The organism is Quyinboa sediminis (genome assembly GCF_042219855.1).
Taxonomy (GTDB): domain Bacteria; phylum Bacteroidota; class Bacteroidia; order Bacteroidales; family UBA5342; genus JBHJHP01.
On sequence record NZ_JBHJHP010000004.1, the window covers coordinates 199,609 to 221,145 of the forward strand.

Genomic DNA, 21,537 nt, shown 5'->3' on the forward strand with positions numbered 1-21,537 from the left:
GGAAGACATATTAACCTTCCCTTCTCCTGTGATAAAGTTACACATTATAAAAATTGAAGTAAAATATTTGCGTAATGGTTTAAGCCGTGCTGTCATTATGTTGTAAAACATTGTGTTGAGCAGAGGGACTATTCTGAAATGTAAACAGATACTGTTATCTTTATCTTGATTCAAAATAACCGGGATTATGACGACTGATGCTAATCAAACAAAAATCCGGGCATTGTTGGTTGACGACGAATATGAAGCCAACGAATTGCTTAAAACATTGATACAAAATACCGGTATTGCTGAAGTGTGTGGGATACTGACGAATCCAATGGATCTGGATCATCAAATACAGCTTTTAAAACCGGATATCCTGTTTCTTGATATAGAAATGCCTGGCATATCCGGAATTGAGGTTCTGAAAAAAATAAGATCTGTTAATCTTGATCTGCATGTGGTTTATGTAACAGCTTTTGATGAATATATGCTGGATGCTCTCAGGTTAAATGCATTCGATTATCTGTTGAAACCGGTGGACCGGAAGGAACTTTATGATACATTGAACCGGATTAAACCTCTGATTAAAAGAAGAGAAGAGGAAGGGAAATTTTTTTATGGTAAAATTAAAATTCCAACCAGTTCCGGTATTGAGCTGCTCGATCCGTCGCAGATTATTTATCTGCAGGCAGAAGGTACATACACACATGTGGTTCTGAAGGATGATAAGGTTATTTTTTCCAGCTTTAATCTGGGAAGAATTAAAAGTGAACACCTCCCTGCAAATGGTTTTTTGCAAATCAGCAGGAGCTATGTCGTTAATGTTTCTTACCTCAAGCGCGTTGAACGTCATAATCTTGAAATTGTGCTGCAGGGAGATCAGGGCAAAGATATTAATCTCAAATATTCACGAAATTATTTACAGAACCTGTTATAGTTGTAAAATGTGATCCGGTTAAAAACCATAGTAAAACATCCTGTTTTTATAACATCAGCAATTTTGTTGTTGCTCATTTGGCTATTACCATTTCCCTTTAATCAATATAAGCTTGAAACAACTTTTAAAGTGCTTAATAACGAAAGCGTAAGCCGTGTATATTATGATCTGGATAAGGACGGAGTATCTGAATTTTTTCGTTTCAGATCTTCCGCTCTTACCGGTAACGGAACGCAGATGTTTGTATCCAGAGCAAACGGAAACATTATATATCAGACACAGTATGAAGAAAAATACGGCGACGTAGCCAATATCGACGAGTTTTATTTTGAAGATCTTTTTAAAACCGGTTACGTCTCAGCAGCCTTTTTTACACGAAGTATTGATTCGGTGTATCTTTTTGTCTTTTCTATCGAAGATAGTGTGCATAACGTCTATGGTTATCCGGTAAAAAAGAATATAAGTGGTGAAATGGGGCCGTCAAAGATTAAATGGCTGGGATATAAGACCAATGCAATTCAAGAGGTCTTGTTGTATTTTTGGGTGGATGACAGTGAAACTCTTGGTTCCAGTGAAATTATGTGCTTTAATGTGACCACCAGGCATATGAGTCGTTTTCACTTTGATTCCATGAATCCACAGGTGGAAGTGATTGAAAACGATGAGAATAAATTCTCTATAGTTATCAATACCGTATCAAACAGACAGATTAAGGAGGCTCTGGCCTGGGAATATGGTGATATGGCGTGTCGGTTTATGGTTCTTGACGAGAATTTTAATTTCCTGTTTGACCCCGTTGTTCTGGCTGAATCATATGGTTACGCAGATATCGTTGTGCTTGATAATGCCGAAACCGGACGTAAGAACGTCTTTTTGTTTCTGTGGGATTTTAGTATTGATACCAATAACCGGAAGCTCATCAAAATGAACCTGAAAGGGGATATTATCTTTAATGCCAATCTTTTTTTGGATCAGGTCATTACAGATTTGCTTCTTATTCAGGATAAAGAAAATGAATTGTATATTAAAACAGAGGGACGTGATTACTGGTTGGTGGATAAGGAAGACGGAAGTCTCAGTAAAAGCATTTTTGCACAGATAAATCTTGATGGCTATGATTATATTACTTCTGTTCAACTTGATAATAAGCCGGGAAAGGAACACGTGCTTTTTAATAATATCAGCAACGAGTTAATTGTATACCGCAGAGGATTTAAAAATCCGGCATCCATTGAAATTCTCGATGAAAAGTTTTACTTCGACCAGTTCTCTGTACGAAAAGGTAAAATATTTTCCCTCATTATTCCAGGTGAAATCTATATTAACCGGTTGACATACAGAAGTACAAACTGGGTGTGGTTAAAATATCCATACTGGTTAGGCATATTTCTGTTACTGAACCTTGGCGTATGGTTAAGGAGTCAGTTAACCCGTAAAAGGGAACTTGAGCTCAAAGCTATAGAAAGTAAAATAACGGACCTGCAGCTAAAAAACTTCCGGAACCAGCTTGATCCTCACTTTACATTTAATGCCCTCAATGTAATCGGATCAGTGATTTATAAAGAAGATAAAGATGTGGCCTATGATTATTTTACCCGGTTTTCCCGCTTAATGAGGTTCAGCCTTATTGACAGTACCAATATTACCCGCGAACTGGATGCTGAAATACAGTTTACAACCGATTATCTGGAGTTTCAGAAATACAGGTTTAAAGACAAGTTTGATTTTGTGGTCAACACAGGAGCCGGTGTGGAACGGAAAATGCAGGTTCCTAAAATGCTCATTCAGGGGTATGCAGAGAATTCTGTCCGGCATGGCTTTTATCAGATAGATTATCAGGGAATGATAGAAATAAACACTGAGAGAACCTCTGATGCCACGGTGATAACAGTAAAAGATAACGGTATAGGTCGTAAAAGAGCTGCAGAATTACACACCAGCAAAGGCAGTGGTATTGGGATGAATGTAATGGAGGAACAAATTAATCTTTTTAATAAGTATAATCTCAGGCATATTGAGATAAAGGTAGTCGATCTGGAAGAAAAAGGACATGCTAAAGGCACCCTGGTAAAAGTGTCTATTCCACACCAATTCAGCTTTTTAATAGCTAAACCTGCAAAATAAACCCGGCCTGTTTAACTTCATTAAATGAAAGGTTGTTTTTAATAAACAGATTTGAATATTTCCGATTAATCGCTAAAAATATGTGATATTTGTTACAGTTAATAAAGGTTAAATTAGGTTATACAACAATCCTAGACCATCTTAGAAAGTAAGTTCGTCCCGGAAAGATTCGTTCAGTTTCAAAAACCCTTTGGTGATTCCAAGTCCCGAAGGGTTTTTTACATGTAATTATTTACCGTCTTTTGAGCGGATAACGTTGAGATCACGCTTGATTTTCCACTTTTCACCATCGGTTCCGGTTGCGGTTATCACATAGTAATATACACCGGGTGAGACATACTTTCCGTTATACCGTCCATCCCACCCAAGTTCAGGATCTGTCCATGAAAAAACCCGGCGTCCCCAGCGGTTATAAATTGCCCCACGAAAGGTTTCCGGTTTCAGGGACTTATAGACTACTTTAAACTGGCCTGCTTCTTCACTGGCACCAAAACCAATGATCATAATGTTGGCAGCATCGAGGTAAGAACTCACAATACGTACTTCCTTATCGGTACTTGCACTGCAGTAATCGTTACTAACGGTCACTCTTACCAGGTAGTCTGCTTCTTCATTATCGTTTACATCATTCCTGAACTCATACCGGAACGAGTCCAGTGCAAAAGTGATTTTTTGTGAGTCCGTTTCGCTCATTGCGAGAATTTCCCAATCATAGAACTCAACCTTAGATGTGGCACCTTTGGTCGAGAAATCCACATTCAAAGGGGCACTACCTTTAACATCGCCTGTAACTTTTTTTTCCAGTTCATTATTATTGTTTCGTTCAATAATAATGGCATTTATGTCATCCAGTTTTACGGCAACCGGAATATACAAGGTGTCATTTTCAACCCCTGTGTTAAATGGTAGAACATTATCAAAAAAGGATTCTGCCAGTGATGCCTTAACCCTGGTATCCTGGTATGGAATGTTGGGTGCAAATAGGTTTATACTGAATTCCTTGCTATCGAATGTAAGTGCAGGATCCGAACTCCAGTTAACGCTTTGATAGCGTGTTAGCCGCACTACCTTGTTCAATACGGGATCGCCTGTGATCACTGAATCTGAGCTTACAAAAGCTTCAGCTTTTATTAATGAGCAACTGTCTGCGCCCTGCCGTGAACTGTCATATATCACAACTGAATCAACCTGTGGTGTATGTTCTTCATAATCAATTACCCAGATGTTTTTGGTTACTGAACTTCCGGTGGGACCTATTTCTACCTGGTAGCCGCCCGGCTCTGAAATTGACAGTGTTGTTATTTTTTGGTTCGATACGATGGATGACGGTATAAGAGATGGTGTCGTTACTGCACCGTCCTGAATTGAAAACCGGCTCCAGGAAAAATCTGTTGTATCAGAATTGGTATACTGCAAAACTACATTATTAAAACCGGCAACCACAAAAATTGTATCCAGTCCTGAGGCACTGAAATTTTTACCTGAATTCAACAAGGTTCCATTGTTCAGGCTAAACTGTGCAAATACAGAAGTGCTCATCAGACTAATTGCTAAAGTAACCGTTTTAATCAGATTCATTATGTTGATTTGTTTACGCATAAAACGCAAATTTAGTCCTTTTATTTTTAGTTCAAATTACATGAGAAAATTATCATGGTTTATTATTTATTCAGCAACCGGATTTATGATCTGTTGATTCCAGGTAGCTTTAAAACCATGTTTTTTGTTAAAGTTTTTAAAGTAAGTGTGCCGTAAGAAATGGCATTTGTTTATTTAATTATATTTGTGCCCATGAATTTAAGAGCCTTAATATTAATTGTTTCTTTATTAGGATTTGTTTCAGGTTTAAAGAGCCAGGAGCTGGCTAAACCCGGAAGCAACAAAGAAAAGAAAGAATCAACATATGTAGGCCCCAAAAAACTGGAAGTTAAGGAAAAGAAGGTTGAAAAATCTGAAATTTTTTCATGGAAAATTGATCCGAATAACCTGGATACATTTCATGTGAAATTTGATACAGCCATGAATGACTTTTTTGTCTATTATCCTGTTTACAGAACCAGTATAGCTAATGCCCATCTTGGAAATCTGGGAAGCCCGTATCAATCGATGATTTATTTTGACCGGCCGGTTGATCTGCCGTTTCTCTTTATGGATGTGTACCGCGATTATATGAAAATGCCCGGTGATTACAGGTTTTATAATACAAAAACTCCTTATACAAGTCTGAACTACTGGACAGGAGGACCGAAGCTTCAGGCGGAAGAACAGGTTAAAATCATCCATTCACGAAATATTCATAAAGATATAAATATCACAGCATATGGTGATTATATCTATGGACGCGGATTTTATGACCGAATGTCTACAAAGCATTTAAATTTCTCATTGTCAACATCCATATTAAAACCCAGATATGTACTCTATTTTATAGGAGGTATTAATAACCTGCAGAATTTTGAAAATGGTGGTTTTAGTGATGATCGGTATATCTCAGATCCATACGCTATATTTAATGACAGAAGGGCATCAAGAGACTATGCTACATTTCAGGTTAATTTAAACAATGCACAGTCACAGCTAAAAAACCGTTTTCTGTATCTGAACCATGAATACAGGATCGGTTATCAGAAAGATGTGGAACTTGAGGATACGGTTGTTAAAAAATTTGTTGCAGTGAATACAATTGGTCATACCTTTAAGTATTCTGAATTTTCAAAGAATTACAGTGAGGGTTCACCCCTGCCAACAAACGGTTTCTATGCGCATAATTACATCAACTCTTCTACAACTTTAGACAGTACCTACAGAAGAGTAATTGAGAATAAGATTAAAGTATATTTTGAGGAAGGAATGAATAAATATATGCCTTTTGGATTTGGGGCCTACCTTAAAAATGAATTGATTCGTCAGGAAAATAATTCATGGTCATTCATGCCTGATTCGATATTCGGATACGGTTATTCAGCTGCTAAAACAGCTTATCCTGGTCTGGTTGCGGATTCATCTAGGTTTGAGTATATGCGACATGCTAACGATACCACGTATTCCAATACATCTTTTGGTGGTCAGATATTCAGGAGAAAGGGGAAAAACTTCTTTTTCGAAGCGGGGGCAGAGATTTATTTTCTTGGCTATCGTCAGGGAGATTACAGAATTAAAGGTGAACTTACCAAATGGTTTGCCGTAATTGATTCGGCTTCGTTAACCCTGAAAGCTGATTTTCTAAAAACAACTCCGGATTATTTCCTGAATCATTACGCTTCAAATCATTTCTGGTGGAATAACAATTTTAAGGATGTATTTGAACAGCGTCTGGAAGGTGAGCTTAAGATTCCCGCATGGAGAGCCGGAGCAAAAGTTAAGCTCAATACAATTGTCAATTATATATATTATGATACGGCATCTTTTCCACGGCAGTATACTACCGGTTTGCCTTTGATTGAAGCCACACTCTATAAGGATTTAACTTTTGGTAAATTTCATTGGGATAATACTGCAACATACCAGGTAACGGGAAATTCATCTGTGCTGCCTTTGCCAGATCTTGCGGTCAGATCGAATTTTTATTATAAAAATATTTATGCCAATGTTTTATGGGCACAGATAGGTTTTGATAATTACTATCACACCGCCTATTATGCACCGGCCTATATGCCTGCTACGGGAAGGTTTTATAACCAGGATCAGCTTTTAATCGGAAATTTTCCTATGACCCATGCATATGCCAATTTCCAGATTAAGCGTATGCGGTTTTTCGTGATGTACTACAATGTACTGAAAGACCTGGTTCCTCCAAAGCACTTCTCGGCACTTCACTATGCCTATAATCCCCGTTTTCTCAAGATTGGGGTGTCCTGGAATTTTTATGATTAAAATTCAGGTTTAAAAATTCCATATTTAAACCATTTATAAATCGGAACACACTTCATGGCCTGAAGCCTGATTTTCCAAGAATATCCTGACTGTCGGTGAGATTTAAAAGCCCGGAAAGTGAAATATCTTTGTTATTTTCCATAAACGCAGTTACAATCTGGTATCCTATAAAAGCGCCGGCTCGTGGTGCAGATTCATTGCCAAAATACTGCGTAAAAGGTGCCGGATCAGTATATTTTTTTATGGTCAGAAGATCCTTGCTGAACAGGTGCTTGTTTTCAATGATATAACTCCACATGGCTTTCTCATTGAGTTTACACCATTGCAGCTGTTGTTGGGTATAACCCAGTATCCTTTGGGTTGGTTCGTCAGGCAGGAGCTGTTTCAGTACAAATAATATTTTACCGTCATAAATCATTCTGCTTAACAGTGTTTGTTCTGTTGATTGGTATGGATATTCGGACTGCAGCCAAGCCCATAGTGCATCTGAAGGAATTTTGTCGGGATACATGTTATTCCTGATATATTCATAAATAGATAACCACTTGTAAAAAGAGTGGTTAATACCAAGATAATCTTCAAGACTAATAGCCAGTATGTTGTCACTTACAACAACGGATTCATTAAAGCCTGAAATCATATAGTAAATATCTGGGATGTTCTGTTCAGGGAAAAAAAAGTGATACCGTTTAAAACCGTTCCTTATCACATTATCGTAAAGCTGTGTTGTGCTGAATCTTTGCTCAACAGAATCATAAACCTGGCAATACACCGTATCTGTTATATACCGGTTAAAATAAAGTTCGAAGTTTTTTTCGCCCGGAACACCAATTTTTATGACCCGTGAGGTGTATAATTGAAAAAAACCGGAATATCTGGCCTGTAAGGAATCGATTTTAACTTTTGTGTAAACGGTGTCCTCCTTTCCCAACTCCTGATCGAAGCGGATGAAGTGCATGTTGATATTTATGTCATCTGTATTAACGGCAAATCTGTCGTTTTTTTTACAGGCAAAAAGCAGTGCTGAAATGAGAATGAAAGTAAAAACAGGATATTTCATATTCTTCAGAATTATTGATGAACGAAAAAACAAAAACTATCTCTTTAACCCAAAAAAAAACTATAAATTGTTTAACTGCAGTGTAAAAATTAAAATTGATAAAAATCATACCTATATTTATACCTAATTAAGAAATTGCACGCATTTAAAACTTTAGTATTGAGACTATGAACCACAATCGGATCATTATTTTTGGGTGTGATCTGATAATTTGAGAACAAAAAATTAAATGGCAGATGAAAGAAAAAATGACTGCTTTTTTAGAAGATGTAAAAGCAAAGAATCCCGGAGAAGATGAATTTCTGCAGGCTGTGGAAGAAGTTGTTGAATCAGTTTGGGATTACTATGAGTCGCAGCCAAGGTATCTGAAAGCAAAAATACTGGAACGTATGGTTGAACCGGAACGTGTCATAATGTTTCGTGTTCCCTGGATTGATGATAGTGGAGAAATTCGCATTAACAGAGGGTATCGCGTTGAATTTAACAGTGCCCTCGGACCTTATAAAGGTGGTTTACGTTTCCATACCAGTGTGACTTTAAGTGGTTTAAAATTTCTGGGATTTGAACAAACATTTAAAAACAGCCTGACCACTTTGCCAATGGGTGGTGGTAAAGGTGGTTCGGATTTTAATCCCAAGGGTAAATCCGACACTGAAATCATGCGGTTCTGCCAGGCATTTATGGCTGAACTTTACCGACATATCGGACCTCATACGGATGTTCCTGCCGGTGATATTGGAGTAGGTGGTCGTGAAATAGGTTACCTTTTTGGGATGTATAAAAAGCTGAAGAACGAATTTACAGGTGTGTTGACAGGTAAAGGTGTTGAATTTGGTGGAAGCCTTATCCGCCCGGAAGCAACAGGTTTTGGCGCTGTATATTTTGTGAGGGAGATGCTTGAGGATGTGAACCAGACACTGGCCGGAAAGCGGGTCGCCATTTCAGGATTTGGAAATGTGGCCTGGGGGGCAGCCTTAAAGGCAACTGAACTGGGAGCCACGGTGGTGACTATTTCAGGTCCGGATGGTTATATTTATGATCCGGATGGCATAAAAGGTGAAAAGATCGACTACATGCTTGAATTAAGGGCATCAAATATGGATGTGGTTGAACCATATGCTGAACGGTATGGTGTACAGTTTTTTGAAGGAGAACGGCCATGGCGCGAAAAAGTAGATATCGCGATTCCCTGTGCTATTCAGAATGAAATGAATCATCTGGATGTTCAGATGTTAATTGATAACGGATGCCAGCTGATTGCTGAAGCATCGAATATGGGACTGACTGCAGAAGCTGCTGAACTGGCAACCGAAAAAATTATGTATGCACCTGGTAAAGCGGTTAATGCCGGCGGTGTGGCTGTTTCAGGACTTGAAATGAGCCAGAACAGCATGCGGCTGAACTGGCCGGCAGATGAGGTGGATGGACGTCTGCAAATTATCATGCATAATATCCATCAAACCTGCTTGCGCTACGGAAAGGTTCCCGGAGGAAAAATAAATTATGTCAAGGGAGCAAATATTGGCGGTTTCGTTAAAGTGGCTGATGCCATGTTGGCTCAGGGTGTAATCTGATCAAAAGAAATTAATAGGTTAAGGCTGGTGTCCACTGGGGGTATCAGCCTTTTTTATGTAGAAATAGGCCGTTTTATTTTTACTGTCATCAAACGTGTACATCTCTTGTTTTCGGTGTTGCATAACAAAACTCATCATAGCAAAATCTCCTGCACAGAACAGGGCATGAGCCAAAAAGATCACGGTAAAAAAAATGGAAACCGGTAAATGCCAGAAATATACGATAAGCGGGATACAAATAAGCTGAACCAGTACAAAGGGGGTCAATGCTACGATGATAAATTCGTTTCGGTTTACAACCTGCAAATGTGCATGTACGTAAAAAATGAATTTTTTAATCTCAGCTCCGTATTTCAGCTGCCGCTTGCCAAGGACATAATAAGCCAGAGCATGCATTAGTTCATGGAGTACAACCAAAACAGTAAAAGAGAAAAACAAGCCCAGGATAAGCCAGATGAAATAGCTTTTTGTATAAGTATCTCCAGTTACAGCCCTGTATGTATGATAAGCAATTAAAGCAACCAATACCGCAAGTGCTACAGTCTGGTAGAGGATATAGAAATTTATCAGCTTGTTGCGCCTGGATATAATTTGTAAAATAAACGGTTTAATTTCTTTGAATTCAAGCTTTTTAAGTAAGGTAAATTCATGTCCTGACTGTAGCTGGTCTGTACTGGGATGACTGTCCATGCTTATCCAAACCTTCGTTCACTTATTATCATCAGTGCTTCGTCCCTTACCGGAACAGGTAATTCAATATTACGAAGTTGCAAGCTCTTAAGCCAGCCTGATACATCCTTTTCCTTTAAGGTGTACAATATATCCTCAAATTCTGTAACTTCTTTGTTGGTATAGTCATGAATATCCTTTCCTGCAAAGCGGTCCAGTTCTTCATCTTCGAAATATACAGGTTTATTGGTATGGTTCATTAACGATTCCGCTTCACATACTTCATGTGCCCCGCAACAATCTGCATCAGGTAACAACACAGGCTCTTCCTGGCTTTCGTTCTTTTTGGAACGAAAAAGAATCCCGAGTAGAATCAGGATAACAAAACCTGCTATGACCGCTAAAATAAAATTCATTTCTTTCTCCCTGATAATAAAACCTGAATGTTTATTAAAACAACGATGCAAAATTACAAAAGTTGATGTAAGAATAAACGAATTATTGCGTCTATACTATTGGTTTGGATACTGAAATTTCGAAAGGCCTTTAAATGAGCAGAATTTGTGGAGATTAAAGTGTGTTTAAAACGGTTTAAAATTGTAAAATAATTTCCGAATGTCTTCGTTATAGTACAAGTTACTCTGACTATCATTACTCAACAGAAAAGTTTTTTGAATTGCAAAACTTATCTATTTTAGTGACCAATTTAATAAATTATGATAAAGAGCTTCATCTTATTACTTTTTGTTTGTGTTTTCAGTGTCCTGAATGCACAGATCAACGTGGAACTGAACTGGTATAATACACAGGGGCAGGTGACACGTGAGGACTCTGTAGGATTTCTGAACTTTGAAGGCGCTTATAATGCGGATCAGTATGGATTTCTACCGCAATACTATACCAGTATACCGTTAAATGACGGTGAAAAGGAAAACTATACATTTCAGGTTGCACTTACAAATAAGAAATGGGAGGCAATGCAGATTGATGCAGGCGATCAGATTCAGGGCAGTGAATATATTACTGATTCTGCATTGCTTGATCACTATGTTACGGTATCACGCAGGAATGTCAGCCTGGATATTTCTGTTGTTCCTCTGCGAAAGAACGGAACTGCCATAGAGGGATTAAAATCTTTTACCATTGTGATAAACAAACAGCCTCTTATCAAGATGAAATCTGCTGCAGTCGAAAAAAAGGATTATTTTAAACCCTCTTCGACACTGGCTACAGGTAAATGGATAAAAGTTGCAGTAAAAGAAACCGGTTTTTATAAGCTGAGTTACAGTGATATCAGTGGTATGGGACTTGATCCGAAAACTGTAAAGGTATACGGAAATGGTGGAGAGGTACTGGATAAGTTTATTGCAAACTATAAATATGATGATCTGAATGAAGTCGCAGTCTGGGTAGAGAAAGGTTCAGACGGTGTATTTAATGGCGGTGATTATATTTTGTTTTATGCAGTTGGAACCTATAAATGGGAATGGGATAAAGCATCGCAGCAGTTTGTTCATACACAGCACCCGTTTAGTGATAGAGCATATTATTTTCTGACGTCCGGTTCAGGATCAACAAAGGAACTTGCTTCTAAGCCGGATACCGTTGATATAAGTAGCGATGAAGTGACAACATTTGTGGACTACGATGTATACGAGCCGATGACTGAAAATCTTCTGGAGTCAGGGGATGACTGGTATGGTCCAAAGATGGATGAAGGAACAACCCGGTCTGTTTCGTTCAGTTTTCCAACCATTTCAACATCTGCAGAGGCAAATGTATATGTATCTTATGTTGCCAGATCTGTAAAACACGGTTCTAATGTTTACATCCGCTATAATGATAATACCCTTGGAACCCTGTCTGTTCCTAGTACCGTTGAATCGGAATTAAGCTATGTGGGATATCAGAGAGATTTAAACAGACCGTTTATGCCGTCTGCATCAGATATAAACATTGATGTTCAACTCCTTAACACGGATGAGTCCGCAACCGGCTGGATCGATTTTGTCCGTTTAAATGTAGTACGCCCTCTTCAGATGACCGGTGATGAGTTACAGTTCAGATATCCTTACAATACCGGGAGTGGAATGTCTCATCACTTTAAACTGTCAGGTGTGAGTGCAAATACTGCGGTTATTGACGTTACGGACCGCTTGAATATTGAGAAGGTGACAACAACTTATACAAATGGCAGTTTGACCTTTAACGATGACGCCTCGGTTTTAAGAAACTATGTGGCCATAAATCTTGGGGGATCTTTCCCTAAACCTGAGGTAATAGGGGAGGTGGAAAATCAGAACCTGCATGCTGAAAGAGATATTGATATGGTTATTTTGTCCAGCAAGGATTTTCTCGGCGAAGGGATGGCACAGGACCTTTATGATTTACATTCTTCTGACGGATTAAATGTGTTACTGGTCACTCCTGAACAGATTTACAATGAATTCTCATGTGGTCAGCCTGATGTAACGGCAATACGCTGGTTTATGAAAATGCTTTACGACAGGGGAACAACTGACGAAAACACCCTGAAATATTTGTTGATCTTTGGTGATGGCACCTATGATAACAGACCCGGAGAAAAAACAGAACAAAATAAAATAATCACCTTTGAATCGGATGAGTCTTTATGGCAGTCAAATACCTATGTGACGGATGACTATTTTGGTATCCTGGACGATTCTGAGGGTGACCTGGGAAATGGTGATAAAGTTGATATAGGCATTGGGCGTTATCCTGTTTATACGGTTGAACAAGCCAAGGCCATGGTCAATAAATCAAAATATTATGACGAAAATCTAAACCGTAACATGTGGAAAAATTCTGTCACCTTTGTTGCGGATGACGGAGATCATAATATTCATATGCGGGATGCCAATCTCATGGCAGATAAGGTTATGCGTATGCATCCCGAAATGGTGGTTGATAAAATTCTGCTGGATGCTTACCAGCAGGTTGTTGAAGCTTCAGGACCTTCCTATCCCGATGCCAACAAAGCCCTGGAAAGAGATCTGCAAAAGGGCGTTTTACTTTTAAATTATTCTGGACATGGTGGAATAACAGGACTCACCGATGAAAAGATCGTGACTAAAAATATGATAAAGGCGCTTAGTAACCTTAATAATTTACCGGTTTGGGTAACGGCCACCTGCGAGTTCAGTCGCTTTGATATGAAGGAAAGTACATCTGCCGGTGAATGGGTGCTGCTGAGCCAGAATGGTGGTGGTGTATCTTTGTTTACAACAACGCGCCTGGTATTTTCCAGCTCGAATTATACCATCAACAGCAACTTTTTTGATTATGCCTTTAAACAGAATGCCAGTGGAGAACCATTGCGATTGGGTGATATCTGTCGGGAAACCAAAAGTCATACCGGAACCGGAGCCAACAAACGAAAATTTATGTTGCTGGGTGATCCGGCCCTTAAAATGCTGCAGCCGGAATTAACAGTTAAAACATCGGCTATTAACGGTAATACTAATTTCAGAACCGGAAATGATACTGTTGCCGCGCTTGAAAGTGCAGTTGTTAGCGGTTACATCGAAGATCTTAACGGTGATACCGCCACCTTTTTTAATGGTGATGTATATATAAAAATCTATGATAAGATCTCAACCATTACCACGCTGATGAATGATGCCGGGGATTATGATGATCCCTTAACCTTTAAACTCTGGGATAAAACTATTTTTAACGGTAAGGCACAGGTTACAGATGGCAAGTTTGAATTCGGGTTTATGGTTCCCAAGGAGATCAATTACATGGTTGGCAACGGTCGGATGGTATATTACGCCACTTCTGAATCTGCAGAAGCCAGGGGATACACCGAAGATATTAAGATTGGTGGGTTTAATGATAACTTTATTGCTGATGATGCAGGACCCGACCTGCAGCTCTATCTTAACAGCACCGGCTTCACCGATGGTGCTTCGGTGAGCTCAGAACCTTTGTTTTTTGCTGATATTCTCGATCAGAGTGGTATAAATACTTCGGGAGCGGGTATAGGGCATGATATTTTGCTGATTCTTGATGATGATCCTAATCAGAGTTATATTCTCAATGACTACTTTCAACCGGTTGTCGGCTCTTCGGAGGGACAGGTGCGATACAAACTCAGCAACCTTACAGAAGGTGAACATACGCTGTTTTTCAGGGTTTGGGATATTTATAATAATTCATCTTCTGCAACACTCAGTTTTGTCGTCGACAAAAATGATAAACCCGATATAACCATGGTAAAATGCTATCCGAATCCGGCAAATTCGTTTGTTAATTTCGAATTTGATCACAACAGACCGGAATCCGTTCTAGATATCAGAATTGATATTTATTCAAGCAACGGGCAGTTGATAAATACCTTAAATCAGATAGCATACAGCTCGGATAATACGGCAAATCCTTTTTACTGGGATTTAAAAGATATGTCTGGTCGGAAGGTTAACAGGGGAATATATTTTTACCGGGTACGCATAACATCAAACGGGAAGGAGAGTTTAGGCTCAGCCCAAAAACTCGTTGTTAATTAGTTTTTGGTTGGTTAATAAAATAATTTACAGTTTCTTTGCGTTTTAGAAAGACGTTTTTTTAAAACGTATTTAATAAGTTAGGAAATATGAAGTTCAGATCGAAATTATTACTATTATTTGTCGCTGCTACAGCAGCCTTATCTGCACAGAATACCAGCAATGTTATTACTACTGCAACACCATTTTTAACCATTGCACCGGATTCACGTTCAAGTGCCATGGGGGATATTGGCGTTTCAACCTCAGCAGACTTTAACTCGCAATACTGGAATGCAGCAAAATATCCTTATACAACCGATGAATTTGGGTTTACCTTTTCTTATACACCGTGGTTAAGAGCGCTTGTAAATGATATCGGTTTGTTTTATCTCTCGGGATACTATAAACTGAGCGATTTGCATGCCGTTAGTGCTTCCATGAAGTATTTCTCACTGGGTGAAATTCAGTGGACAGATGAAACGGGTTTTGGCCTTGGTACCATTAAACCTAATGAATTTGCTCTGGACGCCGCCTATTCAAGGAAATTCTCTGATTATGTAACCGGTGCGGTAACATTCCGGTACATTTATTCTGACCTGAGTGGTGGAGCCACCCAGCAGGGCAGTGAAGATTATCGTGCCGGAAGTTCATTTGCCGCAGACATGTCATCCTTCTATACCAGGGAGACAGAGATAAGCGGATATGAAGTAAATTACAATGTCGGACTAAGCATTTCAAATCTTGGTCAGAAAATGTCTTACAACGAAGCAGAACAGTATTTTCTGCCAACGACTATGCGCCTGGGTACAACATGGGGTATGGTTCTGGACGAATATAATAAACTGTCAGCTTCACTCGAATTTTCAAAGCTGCTGGTACCAACCCCGGGTGGTTATGATCCGACTGATGCAGATCGTGATGCTCAGCTGCGAAATGATATGAACGTGCTGGTAGGTGCTGTACGTTCCTTCAGCGATGCTCCGGGCGGATTTAAGGAAGAAATGCAGGAAGTGATGTGGTCAGCAGGTCTGGAATATGTATACGATGAAATGTTCTTTATTCGGGGTGGATATTACCATGAATCAGAAATTAAAGGTAACAGAACATTCTTTTCTGCAGGTGCAGGTTTTAAAATGAATGTATTAAGTCTTGATGTTTCCTATCTTATTCCAACAGATTCTACAAGTCCGCTGGCCAACACCTTAAGGTTTACTTTATCGTTTGGTGTGGACGGATTGCAAAAAATGATTAACGGACAATAACGTATTTGAAATATTTTAATTAAAAGGCCGGTTAACCCGGCCTTTTTTGTATCTTCATCTTTTGCTACTTTTGCAATACTAAATTGATGCATTATGGATTTCAGGGTAGGTTTCGGATATGATGTTCACCGGCTGGCTGAAGGTGAGTCGTTGTGGCTTGGTGGAGTCGAGATTCCTCACACAAAGGGGACGGTTGCTCATTCAGATGGTGACGTACTGATACATGCACTATCCGATGCCCTTTTAGGTGCGGCCGGCTTAAGGGATATTGGACATTATTTCCCTGATACGGACGAAGAGTTTAAAAATATAGACAGCAAAAAACTCCTTTTAAAAGTTGTCAGGTTGCTTAGTGAATCGGGATTTGCAGTGGGAAATATCGATTGTACCATTGCAGCGCAGCAGCCCAGACTGGCAGATTATATGTCGGATATGAAAAGGAAACTTGCAGAAGTTCTTAACATAGATAAAAACAGTGTAGGGTTAAAAGCTACTACAACCGAACGCTTAGGTTTTGAAGGAAGGGAAGAAGGGATATCGGCATATGCAGTAGTTCTTATTTATAAAAAAGAAGCAAAAGACATTTAAAAGCACATGGCAAAAAGTGTAGTAATTATTCCGACTTACAACGAAAAGGAGAACATAGAAAATATTATCCGTGCTGTAACAGATCTTAAAGAAGGTTTTCATATTCTGATTATTGATGATGGCTCACCTGATGGTACTGCGGCAATTGTAAAAAATCTGCAGAAAGAGTTTAAGGATCGTTTGTTTATAGTGGAACGACAGGGAAAACAGGGATTGGGCACAGCTTATATCGCAGGTTTTAAATGGTCCATCGAAAGACAGTATGATTATATCTTTGAAATGGATGCCGATTTTTCTCACAGTCCGAATGATTTGCCGCGCTTGCTTCATGCCTGTAAGAATGAGGGAGCGGATTTAGCAATTGGTTCAAGATATATAAGTGGTGTGAATGTGGTGAACTGGCCCATTGGCCGCGTACTGATGTCTTACTTCGCATCCAAGTATGTGAAGATTGTAACCGGAATGAAAGTATTTGATACAACGGCCGGTTTTAAGTGTTACCGGAGGCAGGTACTGGAAACCATCGATCTTGACAGGATCAGGTTTAAAGGGTATGCCTTCCAGATAGAAATGAAATTCACAACGTATAAATGTGGATTTACCATCAAGGAGGTTCCGATTGTATTTACTAACCGCGTACTGGGAACTTCAAAAATGAGCGGTGGAATATTTAATGAAGCAGTGTGGGGTGTAATTAAGCTGAAACTGAGAAGTTATTTCAGAAAATACCCTCAGAAAAATGCAGCATAATATGGCAAAAAAGACACTGATATATAATGCGGAAATTGTAAATGAGAATGAAAAGTTTACAGGTTCTGTATTGATAGAGGATGACAGAATACAGCAAATTTTTAAAACACCGGTCAATCCGGAGGCGTTTGGAGATACGTTACGGATCGATGCAACAGGTTTACTCCTTTTCCCCGGTGTTATTGATGATCAGGTACACTTTCGAGATCCTGGCCTGACATATAAAGGAGATATTTATACCGAGGCCAAAGCGGCTGTTGCAGGAGGTGTAACATCGTTTATGGAGATGCCGAATACCAAACCTCAGGCTGTGACCGTCGATATTCTGGAAGAAAAGTATAATACGGCTTCAGAAAAGTCCTTGGCTAATTACTCCTTCTTCATGGGGGCTACAAATGATAATCTGGATGAACTGAAAAAGGTTGATCCGGAAAAAGTCTGTGGGGTGAAGATTTTTATGGGATCATCAACCGGTAATATGCTCGTGGATAACAAAGAGACGCTGGAAAAAATATTTTCGGAAATACCGATGCTGATAGCGACGCATTGTGAAGATGAAGCAACGATTCAGGCCAATATTAAAAAAGCAAAAGAGACTTTTGGTGATGATGCGCCCATAGAACAGCATCCTGTAATCAGAAGTGCGCAGGCCTGTTATTTATCTTCTTCTTTTGCAGTGGAACTGGCCAGAAAAAATAATGCCAGATTGCATATTCTGCATTTATCAACGGCAAGGGAACTTGAGCTTTTTGACAATTCAATCCCTTTAAGAGAAAAGAAGATTACGGCTGAAGTCTGCGTACATCATCTGCTGTTTGATGATTCAGATTATAAAAGCAGGGGAGCAATGATAAAATGGAATCCGGCGGTTAAAGGTAAAGATGATAAAGCTGCTTTGCTTCAGGGCATACTGAGCGATAAGGTTGATGTTGTTGCTACAGACCATGCACCGCATACCCTTGAGGAAAAGAAGGGTGGAGCTTTAAAAGCTATGTCGGGAGGGCCCATGGTTCAGCACAGTCTGGTTGCCATGCTTGAATTCGTAAAGGATAAAAAATTATCGTACGAAAAAGTAGTACAGAAGATGTGCCATGCACCGGCGGTTTTATTTAAGGTTAAAGAGCGTGGATTCATAAAACCTGGCTATAAGGCTGATCTCGTTCTTGTTGATCCGAATGGTGAGACTACTGTTTCAAAAGAAAATATACTCTATAAGTGCGGATGGTCGCCACTTGAAGGTATGACATTCTCACACGCTGTAAAAACAACATTTGTAAACGGTCGCAAAGTATTTGATGCCGGCCGGTTCGATGAATCTGTTAAGGGACAACGTCTTCGTTTCTCCTGAAGATCCAATTGATTCCGAAGTATAATTTAAAAACAAATTATTTCTGTGCAAAGGTTAAATAACTGGATTGAAGCTTTCAGGCTAAGGACATTGTTTCTTGCCCTTGCATCAGTTATTACCGGTGGTTTATTGCCACTTCGTGTCGGTCATTTTCGCCCCGGTGTTTTTGTACTGACCCTGGCAACAACAATCTTTTTACAGATATTGTCTAATCTGGCTAATGACTACGGCGACTCAGAAAAGGGGACGGATAATGATAACAGAGTCGGTCCATTGCGTTCTGTTCAGTCCGGTAAAGTATCGCGTAAGGAAATGAAAAGATTGGTTATCGCGTTTGTCGTGCTTTCGCTCATTACCGGTTTGCTTCTTTTGTATACAAGTTTTCCTGAAGAGAGATTTCCTGAATTGGTTCTGTTCTTTTTTCTTGGAATCGGAGCCATCTGGGCAGCCATTAAATATACAGTTGGTAAGGGGGCTTTTGGCTATTCAGGATTAGGTGATATTTTTGTATTTATCTTTTTTGGAATGGTAGGTGTCGCAGGAAGTTATTATCTTCAGACATTAACCCTGGATGCTACTGTTTTTTTACCTGCATTAACCCTTGGATTGTTTTCAGTGGGGGTATTAAACCTGAATAATATGCGGGATATTGAAAACGACAGAAACCACCGTAAACATACTATTCCTGTCAGGCTGGGAATCAGGAAGGCAAAGAATTATCATGCTGTTCTCATATCAACGGGGTGGATTGCAGCCATTTTCTATTTAGCATTAGCGTATTGTTCAGTATTCAATTTTCTATTCTTCCTTTCACTACCACTTTTTATCGCTCACATTCGTAAAGTTATAAAGCGGGAAGGGGCTCTGCTTGATCCCTTGTTAAGGGAGTTGTCACTGTCAACATTTTTATTCTCAGTGCTTTTTGCTATCTCCTTTCTTATTTGTTAAAGTTTATTTACACCTGTTGTTATCAGGTGATTAATGTGAATGAAAACTTTTAAAAACCAAAAAAAATCGTAAAATTTGCACCTCCTTTAATTAAAGAAAAAAATCATTATAAATTAATAAAGTCAGAACAATGTTAAAGAGTCCGTTACAAATTGCCAGAGCAGCATATGCTCCAAAATTGCCAAAGTCATTACAGGGTCCTGTAAACCTTGTAGTAGGTGAAAAAACAAACAGTGTGGCAGATCCTGAAGAGATCGCCAAGCTTTTCCCTAACACATACGGCATGCCGATTTTAACGTTTGAACCCGGGTCGGTAAAAGAGAATCCGGTGATGAATGTTGGTGTAATTTTATCCGGTGGCCAGGCGCCGGGTGGGCATAATGTGATTTCCGGTTTATTTGATGGACTGAAATTCCTGAATCCCGAGAATAAACTTTACGGTTTCATGGGTGGTCCCAGTGGTCTTGTGGATCATACCTATATGGAACTTACTGCTGAAATAGTGGATGAATACCGGAATACCGGTGGTTTTGACATTATTGGTTCAGGACGTACCAAACTGGAAGAAGAAAAACAGTTTGACAAAGGCGTTGAGATATGCAAGGAGCTTGGAATTAACGCACTGGTAATTATTGGTGGTGATGATTCCAATACAAATGCCTGTGTTTTGGCTGAATACTATGCTCAGAAAGAAGCAGGGATTCAGGTTATCGGATGTCCAAAGACAATTGACGGAGACCTTAAAAACGAAATGATTGAGACCTCCTTTGGTTTTGATACCGCCTGTAAGGTTTACAGCGAGCTTATTGGTAACATAATGCGTGATGCCAACTCTGCAAAAAAATACTGGCACTTTATAAAACTGATGGGGCGTTCTGCGTCACACATTGCACTGGAGTGTGCGCTACAGACACAACCGAATATTTGTCTTATTTCAGAAGAGGTTGCTCAGAAGAAACAGACATTGGCTGAAATTGTTTCTAATATAGCTGATACAATAAGCAGCAGAGCTGCTAATGGTTACAACTTTGGTGTGATCCTGATTCCTGAAGGGCTGGTGGAATTTATTCCTGAGATGAAAATTCTTATATCAGAACTCAATGAACTTTTGGCTGAGGGATCTGAAACAGAACAGGAGTTTAAACATATCAAGAAATCACACAGAAATGAGTGGGTTGCAGGAAAGCTTTCAGATCACTCTTCCGAAGTGTTTAAATCCTTACCAGATGGAATTGCTACACAATTAACTCTCGATCGAGATCCGCACGGTAATGTTCAGGTATCCCGTATCGAAACTGAAAAACTGTTAATCGAAATGGTGGATACCAAACTGTCTGAAATGAAAAAAGCAAAGGAATTTAAAGGCAAATTCTCTGCCCTCAACCATTTCTTTGGCTATGAAGGTCGTTGTGCAGCTCCATCTAATTTTGATGCAGATTATTGCTTCTCACTGGGATATACAGCTTCCATGCTGATCGGAGAGGGGAAAACAGGTTATATGACCTCTGTACGCAATACAACTGCTCCGGCGGATGAATGGATTGCCGGCGGTGTTCCCGTTACCATGATGATGAATATGGAGAGACGCCACGGACATATGAAACCTGTGATTCAGAAAGCTCTGGTTGAGCTGGATGGAAAACCGTTCCTGAAGTTCAGGGAGCACAGGGAAGAGTGGGCTCAGGAGACTGCTTTTGTTTATCCCGGACCGATTCAATACTTTGGCCCGACAGAAGTGTGTGATCTTACAACACAGACCTTAAAAATAGAAAAACAGTAACACATATTTCCCCGTAAATGTAAGCCATCCGTCAATCAACGGATGGCTTTTTTTTATAACATTAAAAAAATATTTTGAAAATATTATTTTAACTTATATTTTTAAACTTGATTTTGAAAATTCAACTTCAA

15 protein-coding genes are annotated in these 21,537 nt (G+C 39.3%); 11 read left to right on the forward strand and 4 right to left on the reverse strand.

Translation table 11 applies throughout. From position 1 onward, the window contains the following. Positions 1–187: 187 nt before the first annotated feature. Together ACE1EF_RS11325 and ACE1EF_RS11330 are read left to right on the forward strand one after the other, a co-directional pair. The gene (locus ACE1EF_RS11325; protein WP_375720780.1) at positions 188–922 is read left to right on the forward strand and encodes a LytR/AlgR family response regulator transcription factor; all 735 of its coding nucleotides are present in this window, start codon (positions 188–190) and stop codon (positions 920–922) included. Positions 923–931: 9 nt separating this feature from the next. After that, the gene (locus tag ACE1EF_RS11330; RefSeq protein WP_375720781.1) at positions 932–3,046 is read left to right on the forward strand and encodes a sensor histidine kinase; all 2,115 of its coding nucleotides are present in this window, start codon (positions 932–934) and stop codon (positions 3,044–3,046) included. A 228-nt stretch (positions 3,047–3,274) separates the two neighbouring features. On the opposite strand, the gene ACE1EF_RS11335 is transcribed toward ACE1EF_RS11330, so the two are convergent. Beyond that, positions 3,275–4,645 (reverse strand): T9SS type B sorting domain-containing protein, encoded by a 1,371-nt coding sequence (locus ACE1EF_RS11335; RefSeq protein WP_375720782.1) that lies wholly within the window; start codon positions 4,643–4,645, stop codon positions 3,275–3,277. Between the two features lie 192 nt (positions 4,646–4,837). On the opposite strand from ACE1EF_RS11335, the gene ACE1EF_RS11340 reads away from it, so the two are divergent. After that, a complete protein-coding gene (locus ACE1EF_RS11340) occupies positions 4,838–6,919 on the forward strand; it encodes a putative porin (protein WP_375720783.1) in 2,082 nt (693 codons plus the stop codon). A gap of 52 nt (positions 6,920–6,971) precedes the next feature. Here the strand turns inward: ACE1EF_RS11340 and gldB are convergent, their stop codons facing one another. Next, complete coding sequence (gene gldB, locus ACE1EF_RS11345; protein ID WP_375720784.1) at positions 6,972–7,979, reverse strand: gliding motility lipoprotein GldB; 1,008 nt, start codon at positions 7,977–7,979, stop codon at positions 6,972–6,974. A gap of 236 nt (positions 7,980–8,215) precedes the next feature. On the opposite strand from gldB, the gene gdhA reads away from it, so the two are divergent. After that, the gene (gdhA, locus tag ACE1EF_RS11350) at positions 8,216–9,553 is read left to right on the forward strand and encodes an NADP-specific glutamate dehydrogenase (RefSeq protein ID WP_375720785.1); all 1,338 of its coding nucleotides are present in this window, start codon (positions 8,216–8,218) and stop codon (positions 9,551–9,553) included. An 18-nt stretch (positions 9,554–9,571) separates the two neighbouring features. Here the strand turns inward: gdhA and ACE1EF_RS11355 are convergent, their stop codons facing one another. Next, positions 9,572–10,243: a DUF3267 domain-containing protein gene (locus ACE1EF_RS11355; protein WP_375720786.1), complete on the reverse strand. Its 672-nt coding sequence runs from the start codon at positions 10,241–10,243 to the stop codon at positions 9,572–9,574. Positions 10,244–10,245: 2 nt separating this feature from the next. Beyond that, complete coding sequence (locus ACE1EF_RS11360; RefSeq protein ID WP_375720787.1) at positions 10,246–10,638, reverse strand: hypothetical protein; 393 nt, start codon at positions 10,636–10,638, stop codon at positions 10,246–10,248. 300 nt (positions 10,639–10,938) lie between these two features. Between ACE1EF_RS11360 and porU the strand changes: the two genes are divergently transcribed. From porU to ACE1EF_RS11395, 7 genes are all read left to right on the forward strand, one after another. Next, positions 10,939–14,751, forward strand: a complete 3,813-nt coding sequence (gene porU, locus ACE1EF_RS11365; RefSeq protein ID WP_375720788.1) for a type IX secretion system sortase PorU — start codon at positions 10,939–10,941, stop codon at positions 14,749–14,751. A gap of 86 nt (positions 14,752–14,837) precedes the next feature. Further along, positions 14,838–15,992, forward strand: a complete 1,155-nt coding sequence (gene porV / locus ACE1EF_RS11370; protein ID WP_375720789.1) for a type IX secretion system outer membrane channel protein PorV — start codon at positions 14,838–14,840, stop codon at positions 15,990–15,992. A 93-nt stretch (positions 15,993–16,085) separates the two neighbouring features. Continuing rightward, positions 16,086–16,580, forward strand: coding sequence for a 2-C-methyl-D-erythritol 2,4-cyclodiphosphate synthase (gene ispF / locus ACE1EF_RS11375; RefSeq protein ID WP_375720790.1), 495 nt, complete (start codon positions 16,086–16,088; stop codon positions 16,578–16,580). A gap of 6 nt (positions 16,581–16,586) precedes the next feature. Further along, complete coding sequence (locus ACE1EF_RS11380; protein ID WP_375720791.1) at positions 16,587–17,330, forward strand: polyprenol monophosphomannose synthase; 744 nt, start codon at positions 16,587–16,589, stop codon at positions 17,328–17,330. 1 nt (position 17,331) lies between these two features. After that, positions 17,332–18,678, forward strand: coding sequence for a dihydroorotase (locus ACE1EF_RS11385; RefSeq protein WP_375720792.1), 1,347 nt, complete (start codon positions 17,332–17,334; stop codon positions 18,676–18,678). A 45-nt stretch (positions 18,679–18,723) separates the two neighbouring features. Then, complete coding sequence (locus ACE1EF_RS11390; RefSeq protein ID WP_375720793.1) at positions 18,724–19,626, forward strand: 1,4-dihydroxy-2-naphthoate polyprenyltransferase; 903 nt, start codon at positions 18,724–18,726, stop codon at positions 19,624–19,626. Between the two features lie 130 nt (positions 19,627–19,756). After that, the gene (locus ACE1EF_RS11395; protein ID WP_375720794.1) at positions 19,757–21,406 is read left to right on the forward strand and encodes a diphosphate--fructose-6-phosphate 1-phosphotransferase; all 1,650 of its coding nucleotides are present in this window, start codon (positions 19,757–19,759) and stop codon (positions 21,404–21,406) included. Positions 21,407–21,537: the final 131 nt, after the last annotated feature.